At 60.3% G+C, this 21,042-nt stretch carries 20 protein-coding genes and 1 pseudogene; 11 read left to right on the top strand and 10 right to left on the bottom strand.

The features are described from left to right. Positions 1–67: 67 nt before the first annotated feature. Positions 68–1,036 carry a GAF domain-containing protein gene (locus CQ14_RS22105; RefSeq protein WP_057859938.1) on the bottom strand — a complete coding sequence of 323 codons (969 nt, stop codon included), beginning with the start codon at positions 1,034–1,036 and terminating at the stop codon, positions 68–70. 526 nt (positions 1,037–1,562) lie between these two features. On the opposite strand from CQ14_RS22105, the gene CQ14_RS22100 reads away from it, so the two are divergent. The 3 genes and pseudogenes from CQ14_RS22100 to CQ14_RS46600 all read left to right on the top strand — a co-directional run. Continuing rightward, positions 1,563–2,732 (top strand): FIST N-terminal domain-containing protein, encoded by a 1,170-nt coding sequence (locus tag CQ14_RS22100; protein WP_057859937.1) that lies wholly within the window; start codon positions 1,563–1,565, stop codon positions 2,730–2,732. 74 nt (positions 2,733–2,806) lie between these two features. After that, positions 2,807–3,627, top strand: a pseudogene (locus tag CQ14_RS46605) (sensor histidine kinase); the annotation flags it as partial. Between the two features lie 54 nt (positions 3,628–3,681). Further along, positions 3,682–4,083, top strand: a 402-nt coding sequence (locus CQ14_RS46600; RefSeq protein WP_245320443.1) for a response regulator, incomplete at its 5' end; no start/stop codon positions are given. Here CQ14_RS46600 and CQ14_RS22090 read toward each other — a convergent pair. The 4 genes from CQ14_RS22090 to CQ14_RS22075 all read right to left on the bottom strand — a co-directional run bounded on the left by CQ14_RS22090 (position 4,072) and on the right by CQ14_RS22075 (position 8,654). Next, positions 4,072–4,866, bottom strand: coding sequence for a response regulator transcription factor (locus CQ14_RS22090; RefSeq protein ID WP_082649978.1), 795 nt, complete (start codon positions 4,864–4,866; stop codon positions 4,072–4,074). The genes CQ14_RS46600 and CQ14_RS22090 overlap by 12 nt on opposite strands. Positions 4,867–5,026: 160 nt before the next feature. Then, on the bottom strand, positions 5,027–5,707 hold the full coding sequence (locus CQ14_RS22085; protein WP_057859936.1) for a response regulator: 681 nt from the start codon (positions 5,705–5,707) through the stop codon (positions 5,027–5,029). 65 nt (positions 5,708–5,772) lie between these two features. Continuing rightward, complete coding sequence (locus tag CQ14_RS22080; RefSeq protein ID WP_057859935.1) at positions 5,773–6,918, bottom strand: c-type cytochrome; 1,146 nt, start codon at positions 6,916–6,918, stop codon at positions 5,773–5,775. A gap of 74 nt (positions 6,919–6,992) precedes the next feature. Further along, positions 6,993–8,654: a PQQ-dependent methanol/ethanol family dehydrogenase gene (locus CQ14_RS22075; RefSeq protein WP_347337153.1), complete on the bottom strand. Its 1,662-nt coding sequence runs from the start codon at positions 8,652–8,654 to the stop codon at positions 6,993–6,995. A 511-nt stretch (positions 8,655–9,165) separates the two neighbouring features. Between CQ14_RS22075 and pqqA the strand changes: the two genes are divergently transcribed. The 6 genes from pqqA (at position 9,166) to CQ14_RS22050 (ending at position 14,642) form a co-directional block, all read left to right on the top strand. Further along, on the top strand, positions 9,166–9,249 hold the full coding sequence (gene pqqA / locus CQ14_RS42450) for a pyrroloquinoline quinone precursor peptide PqqA (RefSeq protein ID WP_082649977.1): 84 nt from the start codon (positions 9,166–9,168) through the stop codon (positions 9,247–9,249). 198 nt (positions 9,250–9,447) lie between these two features. Next, positions 9,448–9,825: a c-type cytochrome gene (locus CQ14_RS22070; RefSeq protein ID WP_057860023.1), complete on the top strand. Its 378-nt coding sequence runs from the start codon at positions 9,448–9,450 to the stop codon at positions 9,823–9,825. A gap of 291 nt (positions 9,826–10,116) precedes the next feature. After that, entirely contained in the window at positions 10,117–10,419 is a 303-nt protein-coding gene (locus CQ14_RS22065; protein ID WP_082649984.1) for a DUF485 domain-containing protein, read from the top strand. Then, positions 10,416–12,107 carry a cation acetate symporter gene (locus CQ14_RS22060; protein ID WP_057859932.1) on the top strand — a complete coding sequence of 564 codons (1,692 nt, stop codon included), beginning with the start codon at positions 10,416–10,418 and terminating at the stop codon, positions 12,105–12,107. The genes CQ14_RS22065 and CQ14_RS22060 overlap by 4 nt, the downstream gene beginning before the upstream one ends. Positions 12,108–12,166: 59 nt before the next feature. Continuing rightward, positions 12,167–13,969, top strand: coding sequence for a putative nucleotidyltransferase substrate binding domain-containing protein (locus CQ14_RS22055; protein WP_057859931.1), 1,803 nt, complete (start codon positions 12,167–12,169; stop codon positions 13,967–13,969). Continuing rightward, on the top strand, positions 13,929–14,642 hold the full coding sequence (locus CQ14_RS22050) for a 3'-5' exonuclease (RefSeq protein ID WP_245320442.1): 714 nt from the start codon (positions 13,929–13,931) through the stop codon (positions 14,640–14,642). The genes CQ14_RS22055 and CQ14_RS22050 overlap by 41 nt, the downstream gene beginning before the upstream one ends. 157 nt (positions 14,643–14,799) lie before the next feature. Here the strand turns inward: CQ14_RS22050 and ubiV are convergent, their stop codons facing one another. Genes ubiV through ubiT form a run of 3 tightly spaced genes read right to left on the bottom strand, consistent with a single transcriptional unit; the run spans position 14,800 to position 17,258 of the window. Continuing rightward, positions 14,800–15,678, bottom strand: a complete 879-nt coding sequence (gene ubiV, locus CQ14_RS22045) for a ubiquinone anaerobic biosynthesis protein UbiV (protein WP_057860022.1) — start codon at positions 15,676–15,678, stop codon at positions 14,800–14,802. Positions 15,679–15,693: 15 nt separating this feature from the next. Beyond that, complete coding sequence (ubiU, locus tag CQ14_RS22040) at positions 15,694–16,671, bottom strand: ubiquinone anaerobic biosynthesis protein UbiU (RefSeq protein ID WP_057859929.1); 978 nt, start codon at positions 16,669–16,671, stop codon at positions 15,694–15,696. Beyond that, complete coding sequence (ubiT, locus tag CQ14_RS22035) at positions 16,671–17,258, bottom strand: ubiquinone anaerobic biosynthesis accessory factor UbiT (protein ID WP_057859928.1); 588 nt, start codon at positions 17,256–17,258, stop codon at positions 16,671–16,673. The genes ubiU and ubiT overlap by 1 nt, the downstream gene beginning before the upstream one ends. 101 nt (positions 17,259–17,359) lie before the next feature. Between ubiT and CQ14_RS22030 the strand changes: the two genes are divergently transcribed. Further along, positions 17,360–18,886 carry a UbiD family decarboxylase gene (locus tag CQ14_RS22030; RefSeq protein WP_245320441.1) on the top strand — a complete coding sequence of 509 codons (1,527 nt, stop codon included), beginning with the start codon at positions 17,360–17,362 and terminating at the stop codon, positions 18,884–18,886. Next, a complete protein-coding gene (locus tag CQ14_RS22025; protein ID WP_057859927.1) occupies positions 18,883–19,458 on the top strand; it encodes a UbiX family flavin prenyltransferase in 576 nt (191 codons plus the stop codon). The genes CQ14_RS22030 and CQ14_RS22025 overlap by 4 nt, the downstream gene beginning before the upstream one ends. A 131-nt stretch (positions 19,459–19,589) precedes the next feature. Here CQ14_RS22025 and CQ14_RS22020 read toward each other — a convergent pair whose 3' ends face one another. Further along, complete coding sequence (locus CQ14_RS22020; protein ID WP_057859926.1) at positions 19,590–19,973, bottom strand: c-type cytochrome; 384 nt, start codon at positions 19,971–19,973, stop codon at positions 19,590–19,592. A gap of 60 nt (positions 19,974–20,033) precedes the next feature. After that, positions 20,034–21,032: an FAD:protein FMN transferase gene (locus CQ14_RS22015; protein ID WP_057859925.1), complete on the bottom strand. Its 999-nt coding sequence runs from the start codon at positions 21,030–21,032 to the stop codon at positions 20,034–20,036. Positions 21,033–21,042: the final 10 nt, after the last annotated feature.

Below are 21,042 nucleotides of genomic sequence, written 5' to 3'. Positions count from 1 at the left end.
TGCCAGTCCGCGAAACCCGCTCGCAATCGCGAGTGTCTCAAAACTGAGACAGTCGAGAACCCCAATTTCAATGAGCGCGGTGAAGATCCAGTCGCCGCAGCTTCCGGTAAAGCGTGGCCCGGCTCATGCCGAGCGCTTCAGCCGCCGCCGTGACATTACCCTCGGCTCGCGCGAGCGCCCGTTGCAGCACCCCTCGCTCCGCTGCGGCGAGATTTTCGGTCACCGTCCTTGACATATTCATGACCTCCGCTGCGGGCAGCGATTTCTGCAGACAGGCCCGGGAAATTCCCAACGCCTGACGCGCCGCGCGTGTCGCGCCGACGACAAGATCGTCCTGATCGACGGCGATCAGGGCCTTTCCCATTTTGTCGGGAACCGGAACGATGAGAATGCGTGCGTCAGGGTAAGCCTGCCGAAAGCATTCAGCCTCGATGCGCGCCGCGGCGTCAATCACCGCGTTCGCGATCAGATTGACGAAATTCTCGATCAGTCCAGCCTTGCAGGACGAAACATCAAGCGCCGCCACGAGACGCCCCTCATGATCGTAAAGCGGAGCGGTCGTGCAGCTCAACAGGGCATTGCGAGCGTAGAAATGCTGATCGCAATGGATCGTCAGCGCACGTTGTTCGACGAGACACGTGCCAATGCCGTTCGTGCCCTCGCTCTCTTCGCTCCAGATTGCGCCGGGCCATAATCCCCAGTCAAAAAATGTCGCATCGTCGCCCGGTGCGCCCCGCCGCTCGACCGGGACGCCGTTCCTGTCGGCGAGCAAGACGCAGCAACCCGCTCCCCCGACCGAATGATGGAGTCTGTCGAGGCTCGGCTGGGCCACCTGGATCAATACCTCCAGCCCTTGCCTGGCCCGCCTGAACTCCGGATCCGTCAATCTCTCGGGAGGATTCCTTCGGGCCGGATCAAGCTTATGAAAGCATGCCGACCTTTGCCAGGACGCAATCAGCGCGGATTTCGCTGCGCCATTGGATGAGATCGCAGACTGAATTCGCTCTGCGTGGCGGGCACTCCCATCGACCGGCATTTGTTCCTCGCAAATTCTGGACTCACTGCTGTCGGTCTTGTCGATCGTTCCGTCCACCAACTTTCAAGATCGACATATCCTGGTCCGCGTCGCGGCCAATTCGACCGGTCCCGCGATCACGAATTGGCGCCTGCTTTCTCTGCCGCCTTCCTGTTGGGAAGTAGCGTATCGGGCCGTCGTCGTTGACGACGGTCGCGGCGTTACCTTCTGCTTTTCACTCCGGCTACCTGCAAGGCGCTGCATGGCTTGCGGAATAGCAACACTCGAGGATTCCATCAGATCGCACCAAAAGAAAGCGATCCTGGTCGGAGCGTTATCTCATGTTCGGCGAGGATCGCTTCCCTTTCTATTCTACTTCCGAAATGCGACTTTGCGTTAGATCAACCTGGGCTGTCCTTTAAGCGCGCTTAATTGGACANGGCACCACTGCACCTCGTAGCCCCAGCATAGGGACCGAAGGTTGCGGTGGGTNGGTCAGAGCTATTACCGTTCAAGAAAAACAAAATCACGTCCGAGAGGAATCGCCTTGGGAAGCACGCAAAGCAGCGTCGGCGACAGTATTCTCGTCGCGCACGCCAAAACCGCAGGTCCACGCGAGGCAGCCGAGGAAATTTCGCGGCAGCTTGCGCCTCTGGATCTTGCGATGATCATCGTGTTCGTTTCTCCATCTTACGATCCTGCAATATTCATCGAAGAGCTAACATGCCAAATTCCCGACACGCCGATTTTCGGCTGCACCACTGCGGGTGAACTGGCGCCTGGCGGCTGGGAGGAGGACAGCGTGGTCGCGCTGGGCTTCAACGCCGCGGATTTCGTCGTCGCAGCCCGTCCCTTTCTCGACTTATCTGGCTTTCGCGTTGATCACGGACGATCCGTCTGCAGCGAACTGCATCAGGACTTCACCCGTCGCACCGAAGAGCGGGACTGCGGTGAGGAGGCTTTCGGGTTCCTGTTCATCGACGGCATGTGCCAACGCGAAGAGGCACTCATGTCCGCGATCTACACCTCACTCGAAGACATTCCAGTCGTGGGCGGATCGGCCGGCGACGGTTTGCGATTTGACAAGTCGTGGATCTTCTACGGTGGGCGGGCGCATTCCGATGCAGCCATTCTGATACTGATCAAAACCCGACTGCCGTTCCGGCTGTTCAAATGCGACCATTTCGAGCCGACGTCGGTCAAGATGGTGGTCACGGAAGCGGATATCGAGCGCCGCATCGTCAAGGAAATCAATGCCGAACCAGCGGCGATCGAATATTCCCGTGCCGTCGGGATTGGCGATACCAAGCTTGACGCGCTGTCCTTTGCCGCGCACCCGGTACTGGTGAGGGTTGGCGGTTCCTACTACGCCCGATCGATCCAGCGCATGGATCCCGATGGCTCGCTTCGATTCTTCTGCGCCATCGACGAAGGAATGGTCCTCACTGTCGCCCAGGTTCGAAACCCGATCGATGCGACGAACGACCTCTTCAGGCACCTGATCGACGATTTGGGCGGCGTTTCCATCTTCATCGGATTCGAGTGCGTCCTGCGGCGGCTCGCCGTCGAGCAATACCAATTGTCGCGGGAGATGTCCGAGCTGTATCGTCGCAACAACGTTGTCGGATTTCAGACCTATGGCGAGCAATACCGGTCCATGCACGTCAATCAAACGCTGACGGGCGTTGCGATCGGAAGGCGAAGGATCGCGCCGTGATCACCGCTGAGCCGAACCAGACCGCGTCGCTCGAGCGCGAGATTGCCAAGCTTCGGAAAATCAACGCAGCCTTGATGTCGCGCGTGGAGCGCTCCACGGATCAGCAGCTCAATGCATTTTCCCTGTTCGAAACGGCAATCTCTCTCGACCAGCAGGTCCGCAACAGAACCCAGCAGCTCAAGCAAGCTCTGCAAACACTGGAAAGGACCAACGGCTCTCTCTCTCAGGCCAAGCTGCAAGCGGAAGCGGCCAGTTCGCTCAAGTCGTCGGTCCTGATCTCAGTCACCCATGATCTTCTGCAACCGCTGAATGCTGCGCGGCTAACGCTATCCGCCCTTGAGGAAATGATCGCCTCGCCAAAGGCACTCGTACTGACCGAGCAGATTGATCGTTCGCTTGCGACATTGGAAGATCTGCTGCGGACCCTTCTGGATATTTCCAGGCTCGACGCGGGTGTTCTGAAGCCTGAATTTCGCCCGGTTGCGATTTCGACCCTATTCGAGGTGCTGCGGCAGGAATTCACCCCCGTTGCCGCAAAGCGTCACCTTGTACTGAAGATCCGTCCCTGCGCGGAGACCGTGTGGTCGGATCCGATGATGTTGAGGCGAATCCTGCAAAATCTTCTGGCCAACGCCCTGCGGTACACGCAGCGAGGCGGCGTGCTCATGGGGTGCAGGCGCAAGGGCGCCAATGTCAACATAGAGGTGCACGACACGGGTCCTGGCATCTCTGAAGCCCAGCGCGAAGGCATCTTCACGGAATTTCAGCGCGGCGAAACCAGCGTTGGCGACAATGTGGGAATCGGCCTCGGACTTTCGATCGTCCGGCGTTTCGCAACCGAACTCGGTCATGAGATCCATCTGAAGTCGCATGTAGGACGGGGCTCGATGTTTGGNCGTCACGGTGCCCTGCTCCACGACACCCGACGAGGCCACTTCGGAAAAGGCANCCAGCCTTCCCCGAATCCGCCTTTGGAGGCATGGAAGGTGCGAAGATTCTTCTGATTGAGAACGATCTCGCCAGTGCCGAGGGGCTAGCCAATCTACTTGAGAAGTGGGGGTGCGACGTAGCCATAGCGAAGTCGGCCGCGGACGCCCGCGATAGCATCGGGGCGCTTGACGAGGTTCCCGACGTCATCGTTGCGGACCTTCACCTCGACAACGGCAAAACGGGCATCGAAGCCGTCGAGGAGATACGCAACGCGATAAAGACCAACATTCCCGCGATCATCGTGACGGCCGATTATTCCCCGAAGGCCGCCGCGGACGCCGCATCCTTCGGGCATGAGCTCCTGAAAAAACCGATCAAGCCGGCCGAGATGCGATCCCTGCTCTCCTTTCTATTGACGTGATGACCTGCTGGACAGATTCGAACCAAGCGACCGGCTCGATTCAGGGTTGCTTGCAAGTCCCGAAGCACGAGCGGCTCCCGGCTCGCCATGTTCTGATCGGGTCAGATCGAGTCTGGCGACCTTGATGATTGCGTTAGTGCGGCTTCGCACGCCAAGCTTTCGCAGGATCTCGGTGACGTGAACCTTCACCGTCGTAACGGTGATATCTAGTTCGTACGCGATATGCTTGTTCTGAAGACCCCGGCAAATCATGTCGAGAACACGAAGCTGCTGTGATGTGAGACGAGATAGTTCACACAGCAAGTCCTGAATTTCGCGGCTGGCGCGCCGGGTTACCCCGTGTCCATGGGTTCGCTCCGGGAAGTAGACTTCCCCTTCCAAAATTGCTCGGATCGATTGAACCAGCTCGGCCTTCGGTGTCGATTTCGGGATATAGCCGGAAATGCCGAGCGCCATCGCGCATCTGACGACCCGGGCGCTGTCGTACGCCGAGACAATGACAAGCGCGCTTTTCGGCGCCGCAACACGGACGCGGAATGCTCCCAGGAGCCCAGTGGTGCCGGGCAACGACAGATCGAGCAAAATGACGTCGACGGAGCCCTTTGAGGCAAGAATATCCAGTGCGCCGTCGATCGAAATGGCCTGAAACACCTCGGCGTTGGGGAAGGCGGTGGCAACGACGCCGACCAGGGCGTCGCGAAACAGCGGGTGGTCCTCGACGACAAGCAACCTCACTGCATTTGCCTCGCCTGGTGTCGGCATGCTGTCGGCCGATCGCGTCATTCAGCCGCCTCATCGGGACAGCGGAATTCGTTCTGACGATCAGCACATTATCGCAAGGACGGAAGGAAGCCTATAGCAGGGCGATCAGTCCGCCAGTCGGAGCCTGTCGCTCCTGCTGCATCCGCCGGCGTGCGGGGAAGTGGCTTACCCACCGCCCTCGTCAAGACGGCCTTTCCCGTTCGCCAGTTGCGCTTTGGCAGGGAGGCTGCAATGGCAAGGCAATCTTTCCAATTTCGATAATTGCCTTGTTCCGGCTGAAAAGTCCAAGTTTGCGCAGAATCTCGGTCACGTGAGCCTTTACGGTCGACTCCGCCAGCTTGAGTTCCGCGGCAATCTCTCGGTTCTGCAGGCCATTCCTGATCAAGTGCAGCACGCGTACCTGCTGCGGTGTCAACTTCTTGATTCTCTCGAGAATGGCAGCTTCGTTTTGCTCCCTGGCGCCCGCTGGCACGAACCCTTTCGGTGCGGAAACCGAGCCACTCAAAATCCGGGCGATTGCGTCCGACAATTCGGTAACTGAGGTCGACTTGGAGAGATAGCCGACCGCCCCCAGCGCAAGCGCTTGGCGGACCGTCTGCTTGTCCTCGACGCTCGATACAATGAGGATCGGCAGCTTCGGATGATTGTCGCGCAATCTGAGAAAACCGGAAAATCCCACGGCGTCCGGCAGCAAAAGATCCAGGAGCGCGAGATCGATGTTGCGCTCCGTCGCCAGGATATTCAGTGCCTGCCGGATCGAACCGGCTTCGAAGATTCGGGCATCCGGGTGCGATATCCGGATTGCATTGCCGAGTGCCTCGCCAAACAACGGATGATCATCGACAATGAGGAATCCCATCATGAGAGCCTCACAGAGAGCATTGACTGCATCCAGGATATGACGCCCGCGGCATCCTGCCCGTCAGTCTAATTCGAACCGTCGGCCGCATCCTGCACCGTCTGCAGATATACAAGGACATTTCGAAGCTCATCGTCGCCGTATACCTCCTTCCAGGCAGGCATCCCCTTGGACGGCCGTCCATCATGAACCGTCTTCCAGTATGTCGCTTCCATGTCGCTGCCATAACGCTTCTTCATCAGACGCAGATTGATACGTTTCTCGGCCTGTACGGCGTCGGGCCCGTGACAGTGCCCGCACGTTCCGTTGAAGAGTTCGCGGCCGGCCGAAATGTCCCCGGAAGCCGTCGCCTTGATCTCGGAAGGTTTGCTGTCGCCCGCCGATTGGCCGACGGTCACGGGTTCACTCGGCCCCGCATCCGCGATCGCGGTCGGACCGCCGAGCTCGCCGAATTTGACCGGCACGTCGCTCGGCACGCCGTATTTCGCGAACAGTTTGTCGATGTCCTCCTGCAGGGATGGCAGAACCAGATTAACATCGTCCCGAAGCCCCGTCGACGCTTTCGCAAAGCCGATCGCGGTCGGCCACACCAGTCCCTCACCCGCCGTGGTTCTGATCTGGTATTTTTCTCCATAGGCAGCTTTGTTGAGCCAACCGGCCACAGGAGCCCAGATAAAGGCGACGTCGACCTTTCCCTGGTCGAGCAACTTCATTCCCTCGTCAGGGCTCAAGACGGTGACTTTCTCGATCTCGTCGCGCTGCGCGAGCAGGTTTTGCGGCGTGGACTGGTATTGTACGGCGACACGCATCCCCTTGAGATCGTCGACGTCTCCGATATTTCGGCCCTTCGCGCTGACCAACGCGTAACCTTCCCTTGCGATCGGCTTTGAGAAGATGACGGCCGGCCCCATGAAATCGTCTACCTCCGGCAGACCGACCATGGCGTCGCATTGCCTCTTCAGCAGAGTTTCTCGAACGGTTCGCTTGCCGAAGTAGGACTTGTACCAGCTGTAAGTCACCGGTCGCTCAAGCTTCCGGGCGATCAATTGGCCGATTTCAAGATAGAGGCCGGGCCTGGCCGGGTCATCGCTTGAGAACGGCAGGTTCGTCGGATCCGCGCACAGGCGCAATGGCCTTATTTCAGCGGCGCCGGCCCGGAAGGCCGGCGTCGCTATGAGTGTGGAGAGCAGCAGCGCTTGAGCGACCTTCTCCAATCGGGCTCTGCTCCGCGAACGACGAGCTACCTGTGGAACTGTGCTTAACACTGTTGCCTCCACTCGTTTGTTTCCTACTGCAAAGCAAACACGAACAGCGCGCCACCCTCTGGAGCGGCCGCCACCATCTTCTTGCCGATTTCGCCGAGGAAGGCAGGAAGTGCGGCCGTGCGTCCGATGACAATGGCAACATACTGCTTGCCACCCACCGAGTAGGTCACAGGACCCGCGCCGATTCCGCTTCCAAGGTTCTTGCTCCACAGCACCTTGCCGGTCTTCGCATCGATGGCGCGGAAATCGCCGTGTAGATCGCCGGCGAACACCAGATTGCCGGCCGTGGTCAGCGTTCCGCCATTGAATGGAAGGTCTTCCCTGATGCCCCAGACTTTCTTGTTGGCGACCGGATCCCAGGCGACCAACTCGCCGAGGAAACCGCCGGGACCTTCCTTGGTCGGGAATTCAGCGCCCAGGTAGAACACACCCCGCTTGTAGGTGACATCACTCACCGACCAATCCATGCAGACATTGTTGGTTGGGATGTAGACGAGGCCGGTCTGCGGATTGAACGACATCGGCTGCCAGTTCTTGCCGCCGACCAGGTTCGGGCAGATGTCCTTGGCTGGATGGCCGGGTCCTGGACGCTTGTCGGGATCTTCCTCGGCCCGCATGGTGTTGATGTCGAATTTTTTTGCCCAGTTCGCGTAAACGTATTTTTCGGCAGAGATCATTTTTCCGGTTTCCCGGTTGACGACGAAGAAGAAACCGTTGCGATCGGCCTTCATCAAGACCGGCGTGTCCGCTCCGCCGATCTTCAGGTCGGCCAGCAGCAGTTCGTTGACGCCGTCATAGTCCCAGGCATCGGCCGGCGTGCCTTGAATGTGCCACTTGATCTTTCCGGTGTTCGGATCGATGGCGAGGGTCGATGCGGTATAGAGGTTTGTCAGCTTTCCGAAATTGCCGTCCCCGGTCGAGCGTACGCCGGTATTCCAAGGTGCTGGATTGCTAGTGCCCCAATACACCGTATCCGTCTTCGCATCGTAGGAGCCTACCAGCCAGGCCGCGCCGCCACCGTGACGGCTGGAATCGCCCTTCCACGTTTCGCTGCCGGGCTCGCCCGGCGCCGGAACGGTATAGGTCTGCCAGATCAGCTTTCCGGTCTTCAGATCGAACGCCAGAAGTGCGCCGCGGACACCGTATTCGCCACCGCCGAAACCGGTGATGACCTTGTCGCGAACGACAAGCGGCGGAGAGGTGATGACAGACCCCTGCTTGTAGTCGACGACAGTCGAAGTCCAAAGCTCCTTGCCGCTGGCAGCGTCGAGGGCCGTGAGCTTGCCATCGAGTCGGCCGATGAAGATCTTGTCGTCGGCATAGGCGACGCCCCGGTTGTTGACGTCGCAGCATGCATACTGCAGCACGTCATCCGGCATATCCGGCTCATAGGTCCATTTTTTTGCCCCGGTGGCGGCGCTTATCGCGTAGACATATTTCGGTCCCCACGACGTCGTGACGTAGAGCGTGTCCCCGATCACGACCGGAGACGATTCGTTGGAACGAAGTGAAGCCAACGACAACGAGTAAGCCAACTGAAGCTTGCCAACGTTCTCCGACGTGATTTGATTGAGCGGGCTAAAGCGCGTGTTGCCGTAGTCGCGCCCAGCGATCGCCCAGCCGTTGGGATCGGATACCGCCTTCACAACCGAATCGTTGGCTTGGACACCGCTCGCCGCAATCATCGCAATGGCGGCGACCGAAACGCCAGCAAAGAAACTCTTGCTCCTGAGTCCCATCTGTCTCCTCCGGAAATTCTTGACCGCGTGCGCAAGTTCAGGGCTGGTCACGCGGAGATATCGATGCGGCGTTGTTTCGCCCATCGCGAACAAAGTGCCAGCAATGCCGTCGTGCAAGTATAGGCGGAAGGTCGTAGTCCAACTGAACAGCGACGTGCCTCTCACGGCTCCGCTGCACCAATCGAACTTTGTGGGCCGCAGGAGTTCTGTTCGACCAAAGATCGTTCGCTCGACAAAACGATGAATCTGCAGGGAGATGCATGCTGAGATGCATGCCGCCTTGGGATGGATTTTACCGTCGACTGATCGGCTCCGCTGCACACCAGAGGCGCCGTAACGGCCTACTACCTTGATCGCAGTTCCGTCGGCGTGTGCGCGTGCTTAAATGCGGCCACCATGCAGACATGCAATGGTGGGGAAACACACCTGTCGACGCCCAACTTGAAAAGAGGAAAACATGACCTGGAACGCTCCGAAAATCATTGAAGTCGCCGTAGGGATGGAGATCAACATGTACGCGTGCGCGTCACGCAAAGCATGACTCGTTCTTCGCTGCCACCTTCCAGAACAGGCCATCTGGACGGTGGCGGATCGAGAGACCACAGCGCAGTGCCCGTCTGACGCGCGCGAACGATTTTGCGCGCCTGTGCATTCCGAACCGCCGCCAACAGGTTGCCACAGGATGGTACTTCCAGATTGCGCGAGGTCGGCTGACGAGATCGATGAAAGGGATGCTCTCATGATCGGTCGTATAGTTCTTTCTGCCTTGCTGATGACGTCCTCTGCCGTCGCGTTTGCAGCGGACTCCAGCGGAGATTCGGTTTCCGGAAAGGCCATCTTCCAGCACATCTGTCAAAACTGCCACTCCGCAGAAATCGGGATAAACAAGGTCGGGCCGAGCCTCTGGAGCGTCGTTGGACGCAAGCCGGGTACGGTGCCGGATTATTCCTATTCGGAGGCGATGAAAGGAAACAAGTCCGCGTGGACTGCCGCCGCACTGGATGCCTATCTCGCAGACCCGCGCGGGGACGTTCACGGCGCAAAAATGTTCTTCAAGGGATTGCCGGAGCCCAGGGATCGCGCCGACGTCATCGCCTATTTGACAACCTTGAAATAGGCCGACGCGAACAGCGGAAACCAGGCTGCATTCATCGGTCACGTGAAGCAGTTTGGGAAAGTGTTCGCAGCACGACTTTGGCGTGGCGCACTGTCCGGCAGATTGATCTGCATCAAGGCGCTCGCCGCCCGCTCGTACATACGTAGTGTGGCTTTAACAGCTGTTCGTCGTGAGCAATCCTGGTTCACGCTTACACGTGCCTGACCTGGAATGCCGGAGAAGTGGACGCCGTGCGAAACCTGGATGCACGGGTCCGAATTCCTTCCTCGAACGTCGAAGGGACCACAGATGTTGAGCAGCCACGAAAAGATCGAGCAAGACCCAAACTATCAGGAGCTGGTTCGCCGACGCTCGTCGCTGGGCTGGACGTTGTCGCTGATCATGCTGGTCATCTATTTCGGCTTCATCCTCCTTGTCGCCTATGCGCCCAAGTTCCTCGGTATGCCACTGGGAACCGGCGTGATGACCATCGGTATTCCGATCGGCCTGTTTGTCATTGTTTCGGCGTTCCTTCTCACCGGCATCTACGTCAGCAAGGCCAACTCCAAATACGACCCGCTGATCCGCAAGATTGTTGGAGGGAGCCGCTCATGAGAAAAATCTCCTGGCTATTGGCGACATTGCTCATTTGCGCTCCCACGCTTGGGCTTGCGGCCGGAGCCATCGATGGCGGCAGCAAGCAGGCGATCAATTGGGCCGCCATTGGCATGTTCATCGGTTTTGTATCCTTGACCCTTGCCATAACTTATTGGGCGTCAAAGCGCACGGTATCGGCTGCGGATTTCTACTCCGCAGGCGGCGGCATCACCGCCGGCCAAAACGGCCTGGCGATCGCTGGCGATTACATGTCGGCGGCCTCGTTCCTGGGCATCTCGGGCCTTGTCTACACCTCCGGCTACGATGGCTTGATCTACTCGGTGGGATGGCTCGTTGGTTGGCCCATCGTCACATTCCTGATTGCCGAACAGCTGCGCAATCTGGGCAAGTTCACGTTCGCAGACGTTGCCTCTTTCCGACTCGGCCAGACACGCATTCGCATTCTGGCTTCATGCGGCTCCCTGGTAACTGTCGCCTTCTACCTGATCGCGCAGATGGTCGGCGCCGGCAAGCTGATCCAACTGCTTTTTGGCCTGGAGTACTGGATGGCAGTGGTCCTGGTCGGCGGCCTGATGATGATCTACGTGACCTTTGGCGGCATGAAAGCCACGACCTGGGTGCAGATCATCAAGGCCGTGCTGCTGCTTTCCGGCGCAACGTTCATGGCCGGCGCGGTGCTTTACAAATACGGGTTCAGCCCGGAAGCGCTGTTTGCCAAGGCGACGGAAGTGCACCCCAAGAAGACCGCCATCATGGAACCCGGCAGCCTGATTTCCAACCCGTTGTCGGCGATTTCGCTTGGCCTGGCCCTGATGTTCGGCACCGCCGGCCTACCGCATATCCTGATGCGCTTTTTTACGGTGAAAGACGCTCAGGCTGCACGCAAATCGGTGTTCTATGCAACCGGCTTCATTGGTTACTTCTACATCCTGACCTTCATCATCGGCTTCGGCGCCATCACGCTCGTCTCGACCGATCTGGCATTTCTCGATGCCGGCATTCTGGAGAAGACCAAGAGCGGCATCGCGGCTATCAAGGGTGGATCCAACATGGCCGCGATCCATCTGGCCGACGCGGTCGGCGGCAACCTGTTCCTCGGCTTCATTTCGGCAGTCGCCTTCGCCACCATCCTCGCAGTAGTCTCTGGCCTGGCACTCGCCGGAGCTTCGTCCATCAGCCACGATATCTACGCCATGGTGATCAAGGGCGGAAACGCCAACGAACAAGATGAGGTTCGCGTCTCGAAGATTGCGACGCTGTTCCTCGGCTTGCTGGCAATCGTTCTCGGCATCATATTCGAGAACCAGAATGTCGCCTTCATGGTTGGCCTCGCCTTTGCGATCGCCGCTTCCTGCAACTTCCCGGTGCTGGTGATGTCGATCTTCTGGAAAGGTCTCACCACGCGAGGTGCATTGATTGGGGGATTCCTTGGTCTGATAAGTGCCGTGGTTGGCGTCATACTGTCGCCCGCCGTGTGGGAAGTGACCCTCGGTTTTGCCAAGGGGTCGGCACCGGTCAGGCTGGACAACCCGGCCCTCTTCTCCATGGCCCTTGCGTTCGTCGGCATATGGCTGTTTTCTATCCTGGACCGCAGCGCGCGGGCCGCGGTCGACAGGGATGGCTTCGACGCACAGTTTGTGCGTAGCCAAACCGGAATCGGCGCAGCAGGAGCTACCGCGCATTGAGACGCGGACCTTGAGAGGCTGGCCTCCGCAACATTCCGAGCCGGAGGCCTGAGAGTGCAATGCCCAAGGCTTTCGATGCCGGCAACCCGCCTTTTGACCGCCTGACGCCGCAAGAGGTCGAGACGCTTCGTGCGGCGCTCGATATCACCTACTTCCGGCCGAGCGAAACGATTATCGGGCAAGACACGCCTGCCGAGGCTCTATACGTCGTCATCAAAGGAACGATCGAAGAGCGAGACGGAATCGACCTGCTGGCACTGCTCGGCCCCAAAGACAGCTTCGATAGCCGCGCTCTGGTCTACGGCAAGAGCGGCCACGCCTTTATCGCTCGCGAGGAGACTCTATGCTACTGCGCTCCAAAAGCCATGATACTCGGCCTGATCCAAAGCAATCCGCGGTTTGCCTCGTTCTTCTACCGCGATATATCGCACAAGCTGGATGAACTCGTCCGCGACGAGGAGGAGCAGCGTTACGGCTCGTTGATGCGATCGCGGATCTCCGAGCTGTTCCTGCACCCCGCCGCCTTCATTGATGCGGGCGATAGCATCGAGGCTGCCGGCCACATGATGCATGAGATCGACAGCAATGCATTGTTCGTTCGCGACGGCGAACGGGTCGGCATCATCACCGGCATGAACTTGTCCAAGGCGGTGGTGTTGCGCCGCCAATCGATCCAAACGCCTGTGCGCGAATTCGCGCACTTCGACGTGGTCACGATGCGGCCGGATGATTTCGTATCCTCAGCTCTTGTGCTCATGACAAAGCTCAACAAGCGGCGCGTTGCTGTTCACGACGGCGAGCGCTTTGTCGGCGTCCTGGAGGATATCGACGTGCTCGGCTTCCTTGCCAGCAGTGCCCAGGTCGTCGCCGGCCGTATCGAGCGTGCGTCGACCCAGGATGATCTGGCGACCGCCGCACGCGAAACGACGGCGCAGGTGCGCGCGCTGCGCCGCCACGGCGTCGGCGTAGAGGTGATTGGCGAAATCGTCTCCGATTTGAACCAACGCCTGTTTTCCAGATTGTTCGAGATGGTGGCACCGGCCGAGTTTCGCACCAGCGGTTGCCTCATCGTCATGGGGAGTGAGGGCCGCAGCGAGCAGACCGTTCGCACGGACCAGGACAACGGCCTTATCCTTTCCGAACCGGTCGACGAGCCGACGCTGGCCGCGTTTCGAGCCGATTTTTCCGGCGCGCTGGCAAGCTTTGGCTTTCCACCCTGCCCCGGCAACATCATGGTGAGCAATCCGGCGTGGTCCAAGCCGCTCTCCGACTATCTCGCGGATTTTCGCCGCTGGATCGCGCTACCCGACGACACCTCCCATTTGAACGTCGCCATCTTCTATGATGCGCGGCCCGTCGCCGGCGACGCGCAGCTGCTCACCAAGGCCAAGACCGCACTCATCGAGATGGTCCGCGGAGAGCGGGTTTTCCTGGCCCATTTCGCGCACGCAATCGACACCTTCGCCACACCGATCGGCCTGTTCAAAAACCTAATCACAACTGCGGGCAATGGCGACGCGCTGGACCTCAAGAAGGGAGGCATCTTTCCGATTGTACACGGCGTTCGCAGTCTTGCTCTCGAGCACGGGTTAATGGAGACCGCCACCGACAAGCGCATCATGCGCCTGCGCGACATCGGTCTGCTGCAGGCAGACTTCGCTCGTGAACTCAGTCAAGCCTTCCAATTCATGTTGATGCTGAGGCTCGATGGGCAATTGGCAGCGTCAGCCGGCACTTCCGGCACACTCGTACGGCCGTCGTCGTTGTCAAGCATGGAGCGCGACCTCCTCCGCGATGCGTTTCAGGTTGTGAAGCAGTTTCGTGAGTTCATTCATCGTCATTTCAACCTCGGCGCCTTCTGACGTGATCCCTCGCGCCATCAAACGCCTGTTCCATCAAGTCTCGATCGGAGACCAGTCGTACCGGTTCATGTTCGAGCGTGGCCCCGCGGACGAAGTTGTCGCGATCGATTGCGAAACAACGGGGCTGAACGTGCATACCGACGACATCGTCACCATCGCCGCGATCAGGATACGTGGCAACCGTATCCTGACCAGCGAACGCTTCGAGGCGGTCGTGCGCCCCGAGGCCGACATGCAGCCGGAGGCGATCAAGGTACATCGCCTTCGTCAGGTCGACGTTGCCGAGGGCCCCCTGATCTGGAAGGCGCTGCCAAGCTTCCTGCATTTCGTCGGCGGGCGGCCGCTTGTCGGGTACTACGTCGATTTCGATATCGCCATGCTGGACAAGTATATTCTTCCCTTTATCGAGATCGAACTGCCAAATCCCCGCATTGAGGTATCCAAGCTCTACTACGAGCGCAAGTACGGCGACGCGCCGCCCAACACCTCGATCGATCTCTCGTTCGCGGCAATTCTCAGAGACCTTGACGTCCCCGCTCTACCTCAACACGACGCCTTCAACGACGCGCTGATGACCGCGATGATGTATGTTGCATTGCGCGACATGAAGGAGAGAGGGATACGCATCCCGCGCGTGCGCACGTATGATGTTTTCGATCCGACCGGCGGATAGGAATCTGCCGCACCAACGCCTGATCATGATGTCGCGTTCGGGATCGATCACGTTGCGTAGCGCGTTCCCGATCCACGCGATCAGTTACGTGCTCATTCCCCGCGCTGCCTTGCTCGGACCAATGCGGATCAGACTCCTGCAGGTCGTTCGCTCCGGATCAAACCGCCGTAGCGCGGGCCCTGAGAAAATTATTTGTCGCCGGTACGTTGGGATAAATCGCCGCCAACTGCCGCAACCCTTGTTCCGGGAGCATCGTGCCGTCGAGAACGTCGCGGAAGGTGCCGATCACGGCAACCATGTCGCAATGTTGCGGCGACAATCTCAAGGAGGCGACACCGGCGCGCGCGAGGTCGCCGAGATCTGCAATCAAATTAGTGCAGGCATACGCGAGCGTCTGAACCCCGTTCACCACCAGAAACCGTTCGTCGTCGAGCGTGTCTACCGGCAGACCGTCGGGATCGGTCACGCAGACGAAACGGCAATTGTCCTTGGCAAACTTGTGCAGGCGCGCATGATAGCACCGTGCCGAGATCGCCAGTGGCGCTCGGCCGAACGCGAAAACTTCTACTTCGACCTGCGGCGTGGCAGCCGCAATGGCCGCAACGGACTCCAGCGGCAGTTCCGGCGGCAGGCAGATGCGTCGCGCCCCCTGCGCGGCGAACCACTGTGCCGTGCCTTCATTGTAAACGTTCACGAACGGGCCAACGACATGCGGACGCCCGGCGAGGTGAGCAATGCAGGAAATATCGTTGGCCTCCACCAGCCACTCGCCGCCGCGCGCCAGCTCCTCGGTCCGCCGGCGCTCCCGCTCCACCGTGACAAGTGCCAGCGAACTCACCAGCACCTCCTTCCCCGCCGCAGCGAGGCGTTCGAGCACGGCCGAAAAGTGATCTTCGAAGAACGGCATCCGCTTGGAGCAGACCACCTCGCCTACCGCGACCGCATCGACCGCGGCCTCGTCGGCGACCCGAAAGTAGAAGTCGCGCCAGGCGTCAGGCTCCCAGTTGAACAGGATCGGGCCAAGTGTGAGCTTCATCTGTCCTGTCATCATTTATCGCCAGTTCTTGCGGTAAGCGCCGAGCGTTGAGTTCTGCCCTTCGGTGAGAGCGGCCAGACGATCGGCCGGCGGCTTTTCTCCCGCTTCGAGCGCATCCAGTTGTTCGCGGAAACCGCGCACCACGCCCTCGATATAGGCCCGGCTGCGCTGTCGTCCCTCGATCTTCAACGCGGCGACGCCGGCAGCCCGCAGGCTCGGAAGTATGGCGGCCGCGTCCAGACTGACGGGATCCTCGAACAAATATCCGGATCCGAGTGAGGTCTTGAAGCGGCCCTTGCACAGGGTTGGATAGGCCGCGGGTTCACCCTTGGCGAAGCGATTGATCGTGAAATCGCCAAGCCGCGAGACCAGCGTCCCCGCCTCCTCGCGATAGACGACGTGGCTGGCCGGAGAACAGACGCCGTTCATGTTGGGCGATTGTCCGGTCACGTGAGAGGACAGCGAGCAGCGCCCTTCCGCCATCACGCACAGTCCGCCGAAGATGAAGACCTCGGTCTCGCACTCGATGGCGCGGGTGATGGCTGCAATTTCCGAGACCGTCAGAACGCGCGGCAACACCACACGCTTGATGCCGAAACGGCGCACATAGAAACCGATTGCATCGGGATTGGAAGCTGCAGCCTGCACCGAAAGATGCAGACGCTGGCGCGGATGGGTGCGGGCGGCATGGTCGATCAGGCCGACATCGGCGATAATCAGCGCGTCCGCACCGGCCGCAACTGCGTCATCGACCGCACTGTACCAGAGCTCCTGGGCACCAGCCGCCGGAAAGGTGTTGATCGCCACCAGCACCTTGGCGCGGCTTCGATGGGCATAAGCAATCCCCTCGCTCATTTCGCGACGGTTGAAATTCAGACCCGGAAAATTTCGCGCATTGGTGGCGTCGGCAAACCCACAATAGACCGCGTCGGCGCCGGCATCGACGGCGGTGCGCAAGGCGGCAGGCGTTCCCGCCGGGCAAATCAACTCCATCATCGCGCCTCCTCGCGTTTGGTGGCGAGTGCCGCCCCCTTCAACTGCAGCAAGGCACCACCCAAGAGCCTTTCTCCCGAAGGCGCCAGCGGCCCGAACAGGGCGGCCGTATCCGCGACCAGATCGACGCCCGCATCATCGATCGCATTGCGCAGCGCAAGCACCGCCTCGACGTCGCCTTCGACGACGAGGTCGCGCGAGAAAAACAGCGCGTCGCCGTCATAGGAGCCGTCGATGAGACCGATGAGACCGAGCAATGGCCCGGCGATACGGATCGGGAGTCCGGCCGGCAGGCTCCGCACCGCAATCAGGCTCGGCATCTTTGGGTGTGGGGCCAACACGAGCCCGAACGGCAGATCGGTGGGCTGGAGGCCAAAGCGCTTGTAGGCGTGGACGTCGAGGCGCTCAAAGATATACGGATGCCGCGCCACCACCGAACGCAGTGCAAGCGCCAGCGGCAGTTGCAGTGGGGCAAGCGGCAATGGCTGCAGCGTACGCGCGATCCATCGCGGAAGGGTAGGTACGGGCGGCATCCTCGCGCAGTCAGCCCCTTGCAAGACACGTGGCGACCGGAACGGCGCGTCCATCGCCTCGGTGTTTACCGTTGCCGGCGTCAGCTCATCTTTGTTCTGGAACAAAGACGGGCGCAAAAATCTCGTGGAGGAGTTTCGCTTTCCATGAGGTGTCCGTGCCCCACCGCGTCCTGCCGCCGTTCCGCGATCTCAGAAGTTTCATGTCCCATCTGGAAGGCAAGGGGCGCCTGATCCGAATCCAGGAACCGGTGTCCGTCGTGCACGGCATGACCGAGATTCACCGGCGTACCCTGCGGGCCAATGGTCCTGCCCTGCTGTTCGAGGCGCCGGTCATGCCCGACGGCAGTCCGGGCGAAATGCCTGTTCTGGTCAACCTGTTCGGCACGACGGAGCGAACCGCGTGGGGATTCGGCGTCGAGCCCGCCGGGCTCCGTTCGCTCGGCGAAATGCTGGCGGAGCTTAGGGAGCCGCGGCCACCGCGCGGTTTCGCCGACATGATGTCGAAAATGCCGCTCGCCCGTGCCGCCATGACAATGCGGCCAAAGACGATTCACGCGCCGCCTGTCCAGGAGATCGCGTGGCACGGAGACCAGATCGATCTGACCCGGCTGCCGGCGCAGATCAACTGGCCGGGCGAACCGGCGCCCCTCCTTACCTGGCCATTGGTCATCACCCGGCCGCCGGACGATGCGATCGGCGACGAGATCAATGTCGGCGTCTACCGGATGCAGGTAATCGGCCGCGATCGCGCCATCATGCGCTGGCTCGCGCATCGCGGCGGAGCGCGACATCACCACCAGTGGAAAGCCCTCGGCAAGGAGATGCCGGTCGCGGTGGCAATCGGCGCCGATCCGGCAACCATCCTCTCCGCCGTGCTGCCACTGCCGGAGACGCTGTCGGAATTCCGGTTCGCGGGGCTCATTCGTGGTGAACGGCCGCGACTTTCGCCGTGCGTCACCGTACCGCTGATGGTGCCCTCGGACGCCGAGATCGTCATCGAGGGCATGGTATCGGCGAACGAGACCGCGCCGGAGGGGCCGTATGGCGATCACACCGGTTACTACAACGCCATCGAGAATTTTCCGGTAATGCGGGTCACCACCATCACGATGCGGCGCAATCCGGTCTATCTGTCGACATTTACTGGCCGGCCGCCCGACGAACCATCGCGGATTGGCGAGGTACTCAACGAGCTGTTCGTTCCCCTGGTCAGAAAGCAACTGCCTGAGATCGTCGATCTTTGGCTGCCGCCCGAAGCCTGTTCCTACCGGATGGCAATTGCCTCGATCGACAAGCGCTATCCCGGCCAGGCGCGCCGTATCATGCTCGCCTTGTGGTCCCTGTTGCCGCAGCTCACCTACACAAAATTCCTGATTATTGTCGATGCCGGCATCAATGTACGTGACTGGGCGGATGTCGCCTGGGCCATTTCAACCCGCTCCGATCCCTCCCGCGATCTGGTCACGTTGACCGACACGCCGATCGATTATCTAGATTTCGCGTCGCCGAAACCAGGCCTCGGCGGCAAGCTCGGAATCGACGCGACGCACAAGATCGGCGCCGAGACGGTACGCCAATGGGGTCGCGTTCTGGAGATGGATGCTGCGGTCGTCGCCCGCGTGGATGAGCTGTGGCAGCGCCTTGGTTTGACCGAGATGCTTTCGCAAGGACGCGCTCGATGACGACGCGCCCACGGATCGTCGTTGGCATCAGCGGGGCGTCTGGCGCTGCGCTCGGCATGCGCGTGGTCGAACTGCTGGCCGAAACCGGACAATGCGAATTGCATCTGGTGGTGACGCCGGCCGGCCGGCGAACGCTGGCACATGAGGTCGGCGATGATGCCCTCCCCCGAATCGCGGCGCTGGTCGCGCAGCATCACGAACATGCCGACATTGGGGCCAGCATCGCCAGCGGGTCGTATCGAACGGCAGGCATGATCGTCGCGCCGTGCTCGATCCGGACGTTGTCAGCGATCGCCGGCAGCGCCAACGACAATCTGCTGGTACGCGCCGCCGATGTGCAGCTAAAGGAGCGCCGCCGGCTGGTGCTGATGGTGCGCGAGAGCCCGCTGCATCTCGGCCACCTGCGGGCGATGGCGGCGGTGACGGAATTCGGAGCGATCGTGGCGCCCCCGGTGCCGGCATTCTATGCCCAGCCGGTCACGTTGGCGGAAGCTGTCGATCATATGGCCCGGCGGGCCATCGGCCTGCTCGATCTCGATCTCGCGATTTCCATGCGCGAATGGGAAGGCTGACGCTCGACGATGTCGCCATTCTAGCCACCACGGATCGGCTTCCATGGCGGATGAAACTGCAATGAATTTTCCCGACGCCAGATCGTAAAACCAATATCTCTTGAGAGTTTTCGGAAGTCCGCAGTCAGAAGCTATTTTTTCTTCCCGTCGGCGTCGAACTGCTTGAGGAAGGCGATTAGATCGCTGGTCCGTTGTTCGTCCTTCAAACCGGGATAGATCATCTTGGTCCCCGGTATCTTTGCCTTGGGATCCTTGATGTATTCGCGGAAGGTCGCTTCGTCCCAAGTGAGACCCGAGCCCTTGTTGGCGGCTGAATACGAGTAGCCGGGAACGCTCCCCGCGTTGCGTCCAATGAGGCCGTTGAGAGCCGGGCCGACACCGTTCTTCGCGCCTTCACCGATCTGATGACAGGCCTTGCAGACGACGAAAACCTTCTCTCCAGCTGCGGCATCCTGCGCGCTCGCATTTCCCGCTCCGACGGCTGTCAAAAGCGCTACGACAACAATGCCTCGCATGTCAGCTCCTCTTCGTGTTTGTCAGCGGCAATAACTCAAACGGGCGGTTTTTGGCTTGTCTCACGCACCACAAACGATCAGCGCTCCATTGGAATCGACCATGCGCGCCTCGACATTCGGCCGGGAGCCGACGATGTCCCGTATTCGAGAAATGTCCATCATGCTGAAAGCCGTGGAGAGAGCGTCCGCTTCGGTTGCGCTAGGAGCGACGACGCTGACCGTTCGATAGCGGGACGGGCTGAGCCCCGTTTTGGGGTCGAAGAGGTGCGTAAACCGACCGGCAGCGTCGAAACGGAATCCGGCACCGGCCGTCGTCGCTACGGCGCGATCGACGAGATCTATCGTCTCCGTGAGCGCCCCCGGCCGATCCGGATCCGCAAGACCGATACGCCATGGCGCACCTTCAGGCCGTGACCCGATTGCTCTGATCTCTCCGATATCGACCAGCGTCGTCGACAAACCCGCCTTACGCAGTTTTTCGGCGACCCGATCAGTCGCGAAGCCTTGCGCAATGCCGTTCAGGGTGATCGCAGCACCGCGCCTCGCAAGTGCAATGCGATCCGTCCCAACCTGCAGTCCGTTTCGGCCTACCCTGCTCAGCGCCTCGGCTAGCTTCTCCGGCGAGGGGCCGTCCGGATCCGGGCTTTCCGAAGCGAAATGATCGGCATACAGTCGCCATAATGGCTGGACCGTCGGATCGAATGCGCCGCCGCTCAGGTCGGAAAAGAACAGCGCGTCCTTGAGCAGCGCAACCATGTCGGGATCCGGAGAAACAAGGATTCCGGTGCGGTTGAGAGTGCAAATCGCGGAGTCCGGACGGTACAGGCTGAATTGTTGCTCCATCCGGCGAACTTCAGTCAGACAGGCCCTGGCAAGCCGCTCGGCTTCGGCACGATCCGGATGATATACCTCCATCGAAACTTGCGCCCCGAGCGCCGAACCATGCCAGCGGACAGGCTCGCTCGCCCGAGCGACGCGCGCCGCGCTCACGAACGCCGAACCGAGCGCGGTTGCCGTGATCGCAATCATCCGTCGGCGCGTGAGGTTGGGGGTCCGCATTGTACAGGTC

Origin of the sequence: Bradyrhizobium lablabi, from assembly GCF_001440475.1 — a bacterium.
In the GTDB taxonomy this organism is placed as follows: domain Bacteria; phylum Pseudomonadota; class Alphaproteobacteria; order Rhizobiales; family Xanthobacteraceae; genus Bradyrhizobium; species Bradyrhizobium lablabi.
The sequence above is the reverse complement of the archived record's forward strand: the minus strand, read 5'-3'. Positions and strand labels throughout refer to the sequence as shown.

Coding starts and splice junctions, on each gene's coding strand:
- CQ14_RS22105 (WP_057859938.1), bottom strand. CDS start 1,036: ATGCCGGTCGATGGGAGTGCCCGCCACGCAGAGCGAATTCAGTCTGCG.
- CQ14_RS22090 (WP_082649978.1), bottom strand. CDS start 4,866: ATGACGCGATCGGCCGACAGCATGCCGACACCAGGCGAGGCAAATGCA.
- CQ14_RS22085 (WP_057859936.1), bottom strand. CDS start 5,707: ATGATGGGATTCCTCATTGTCGATGATCATCCGTTGTTTGGCGAGGCA.
- CQ14_RS22075 (WP_347337153.1), bottom strand. CDS start 8,654: ATGATTGCGGCGAGCGGTGTCCAAGCCAACGATTCGGTTGTGAAGGCG.
- pqqA (WP_082649977.1), top strand. CDS start 9,166: ATGACCTGGAACGCTCCGAAAATCATTGAAGTCGCCGTAGGGATGGAG.
- CQ14_RS22070 (WP_057860023.1), top strand. CDS start 9,448: ATGATCGGTCGTATAGTTCTTTCTGCCTTGCTGATGACGTCCTCTGCC.
- CQ14_RS22060 (WP_057859932.1), top strand. CDS start 10,416: ATGAGAAAAATCTCCTGGCTATTGGCGACATTGCTCATTTGCGCTCCC.
- CQ14_RS22055 (WP_057859931.1), top strand. CDS start 12,167: ATGCCCAAGGCTTTCGATGCCGGCAACCCGCCTTTTGACCGCCTGACG.
- ubiV (WP_057860022.1), bottom strand. CDS start 15,678: ATGAAGCTCACACTTGGCCCGATCCTGTTCAACTGGGAGCCTGACGCC.
- ubiU (WP_057859929.1), bottom strand. CDS start 16,671: ATGGAGTTGATTTGCCCGGCGGGAACGCCTGCCGCCTTGCGCACCGCC.
- ubiT (WP_057859928.1), bottom strand. CDS start 17,258: ATGGACGCGCCGTTCCGGTCGCCACGTGTCTTGCAAGGGGCTGACTGC.
- CQ14_RS22025 (WP_057859927.1), top strand. CDS start 18,883: ATGACGACGCGCCCACGGATCGTCGTTGGCATCAGCGGGGCGTCTGGC.
- CQ14_RS22020 (WP_057859926.1), bottom strand. CDS start 19,973: ATGCGAGGCATTGTTGTCGTAGCGCTTTTGACAGCCGTCGGAGCGGGA.
- CQ14_RS22015 (WP_057859925.1), bottom strand. CDS start 21,032: ATGCGGACCCCCAACCTCACGCGCCGACGGATGATTGCGATCACGGCA.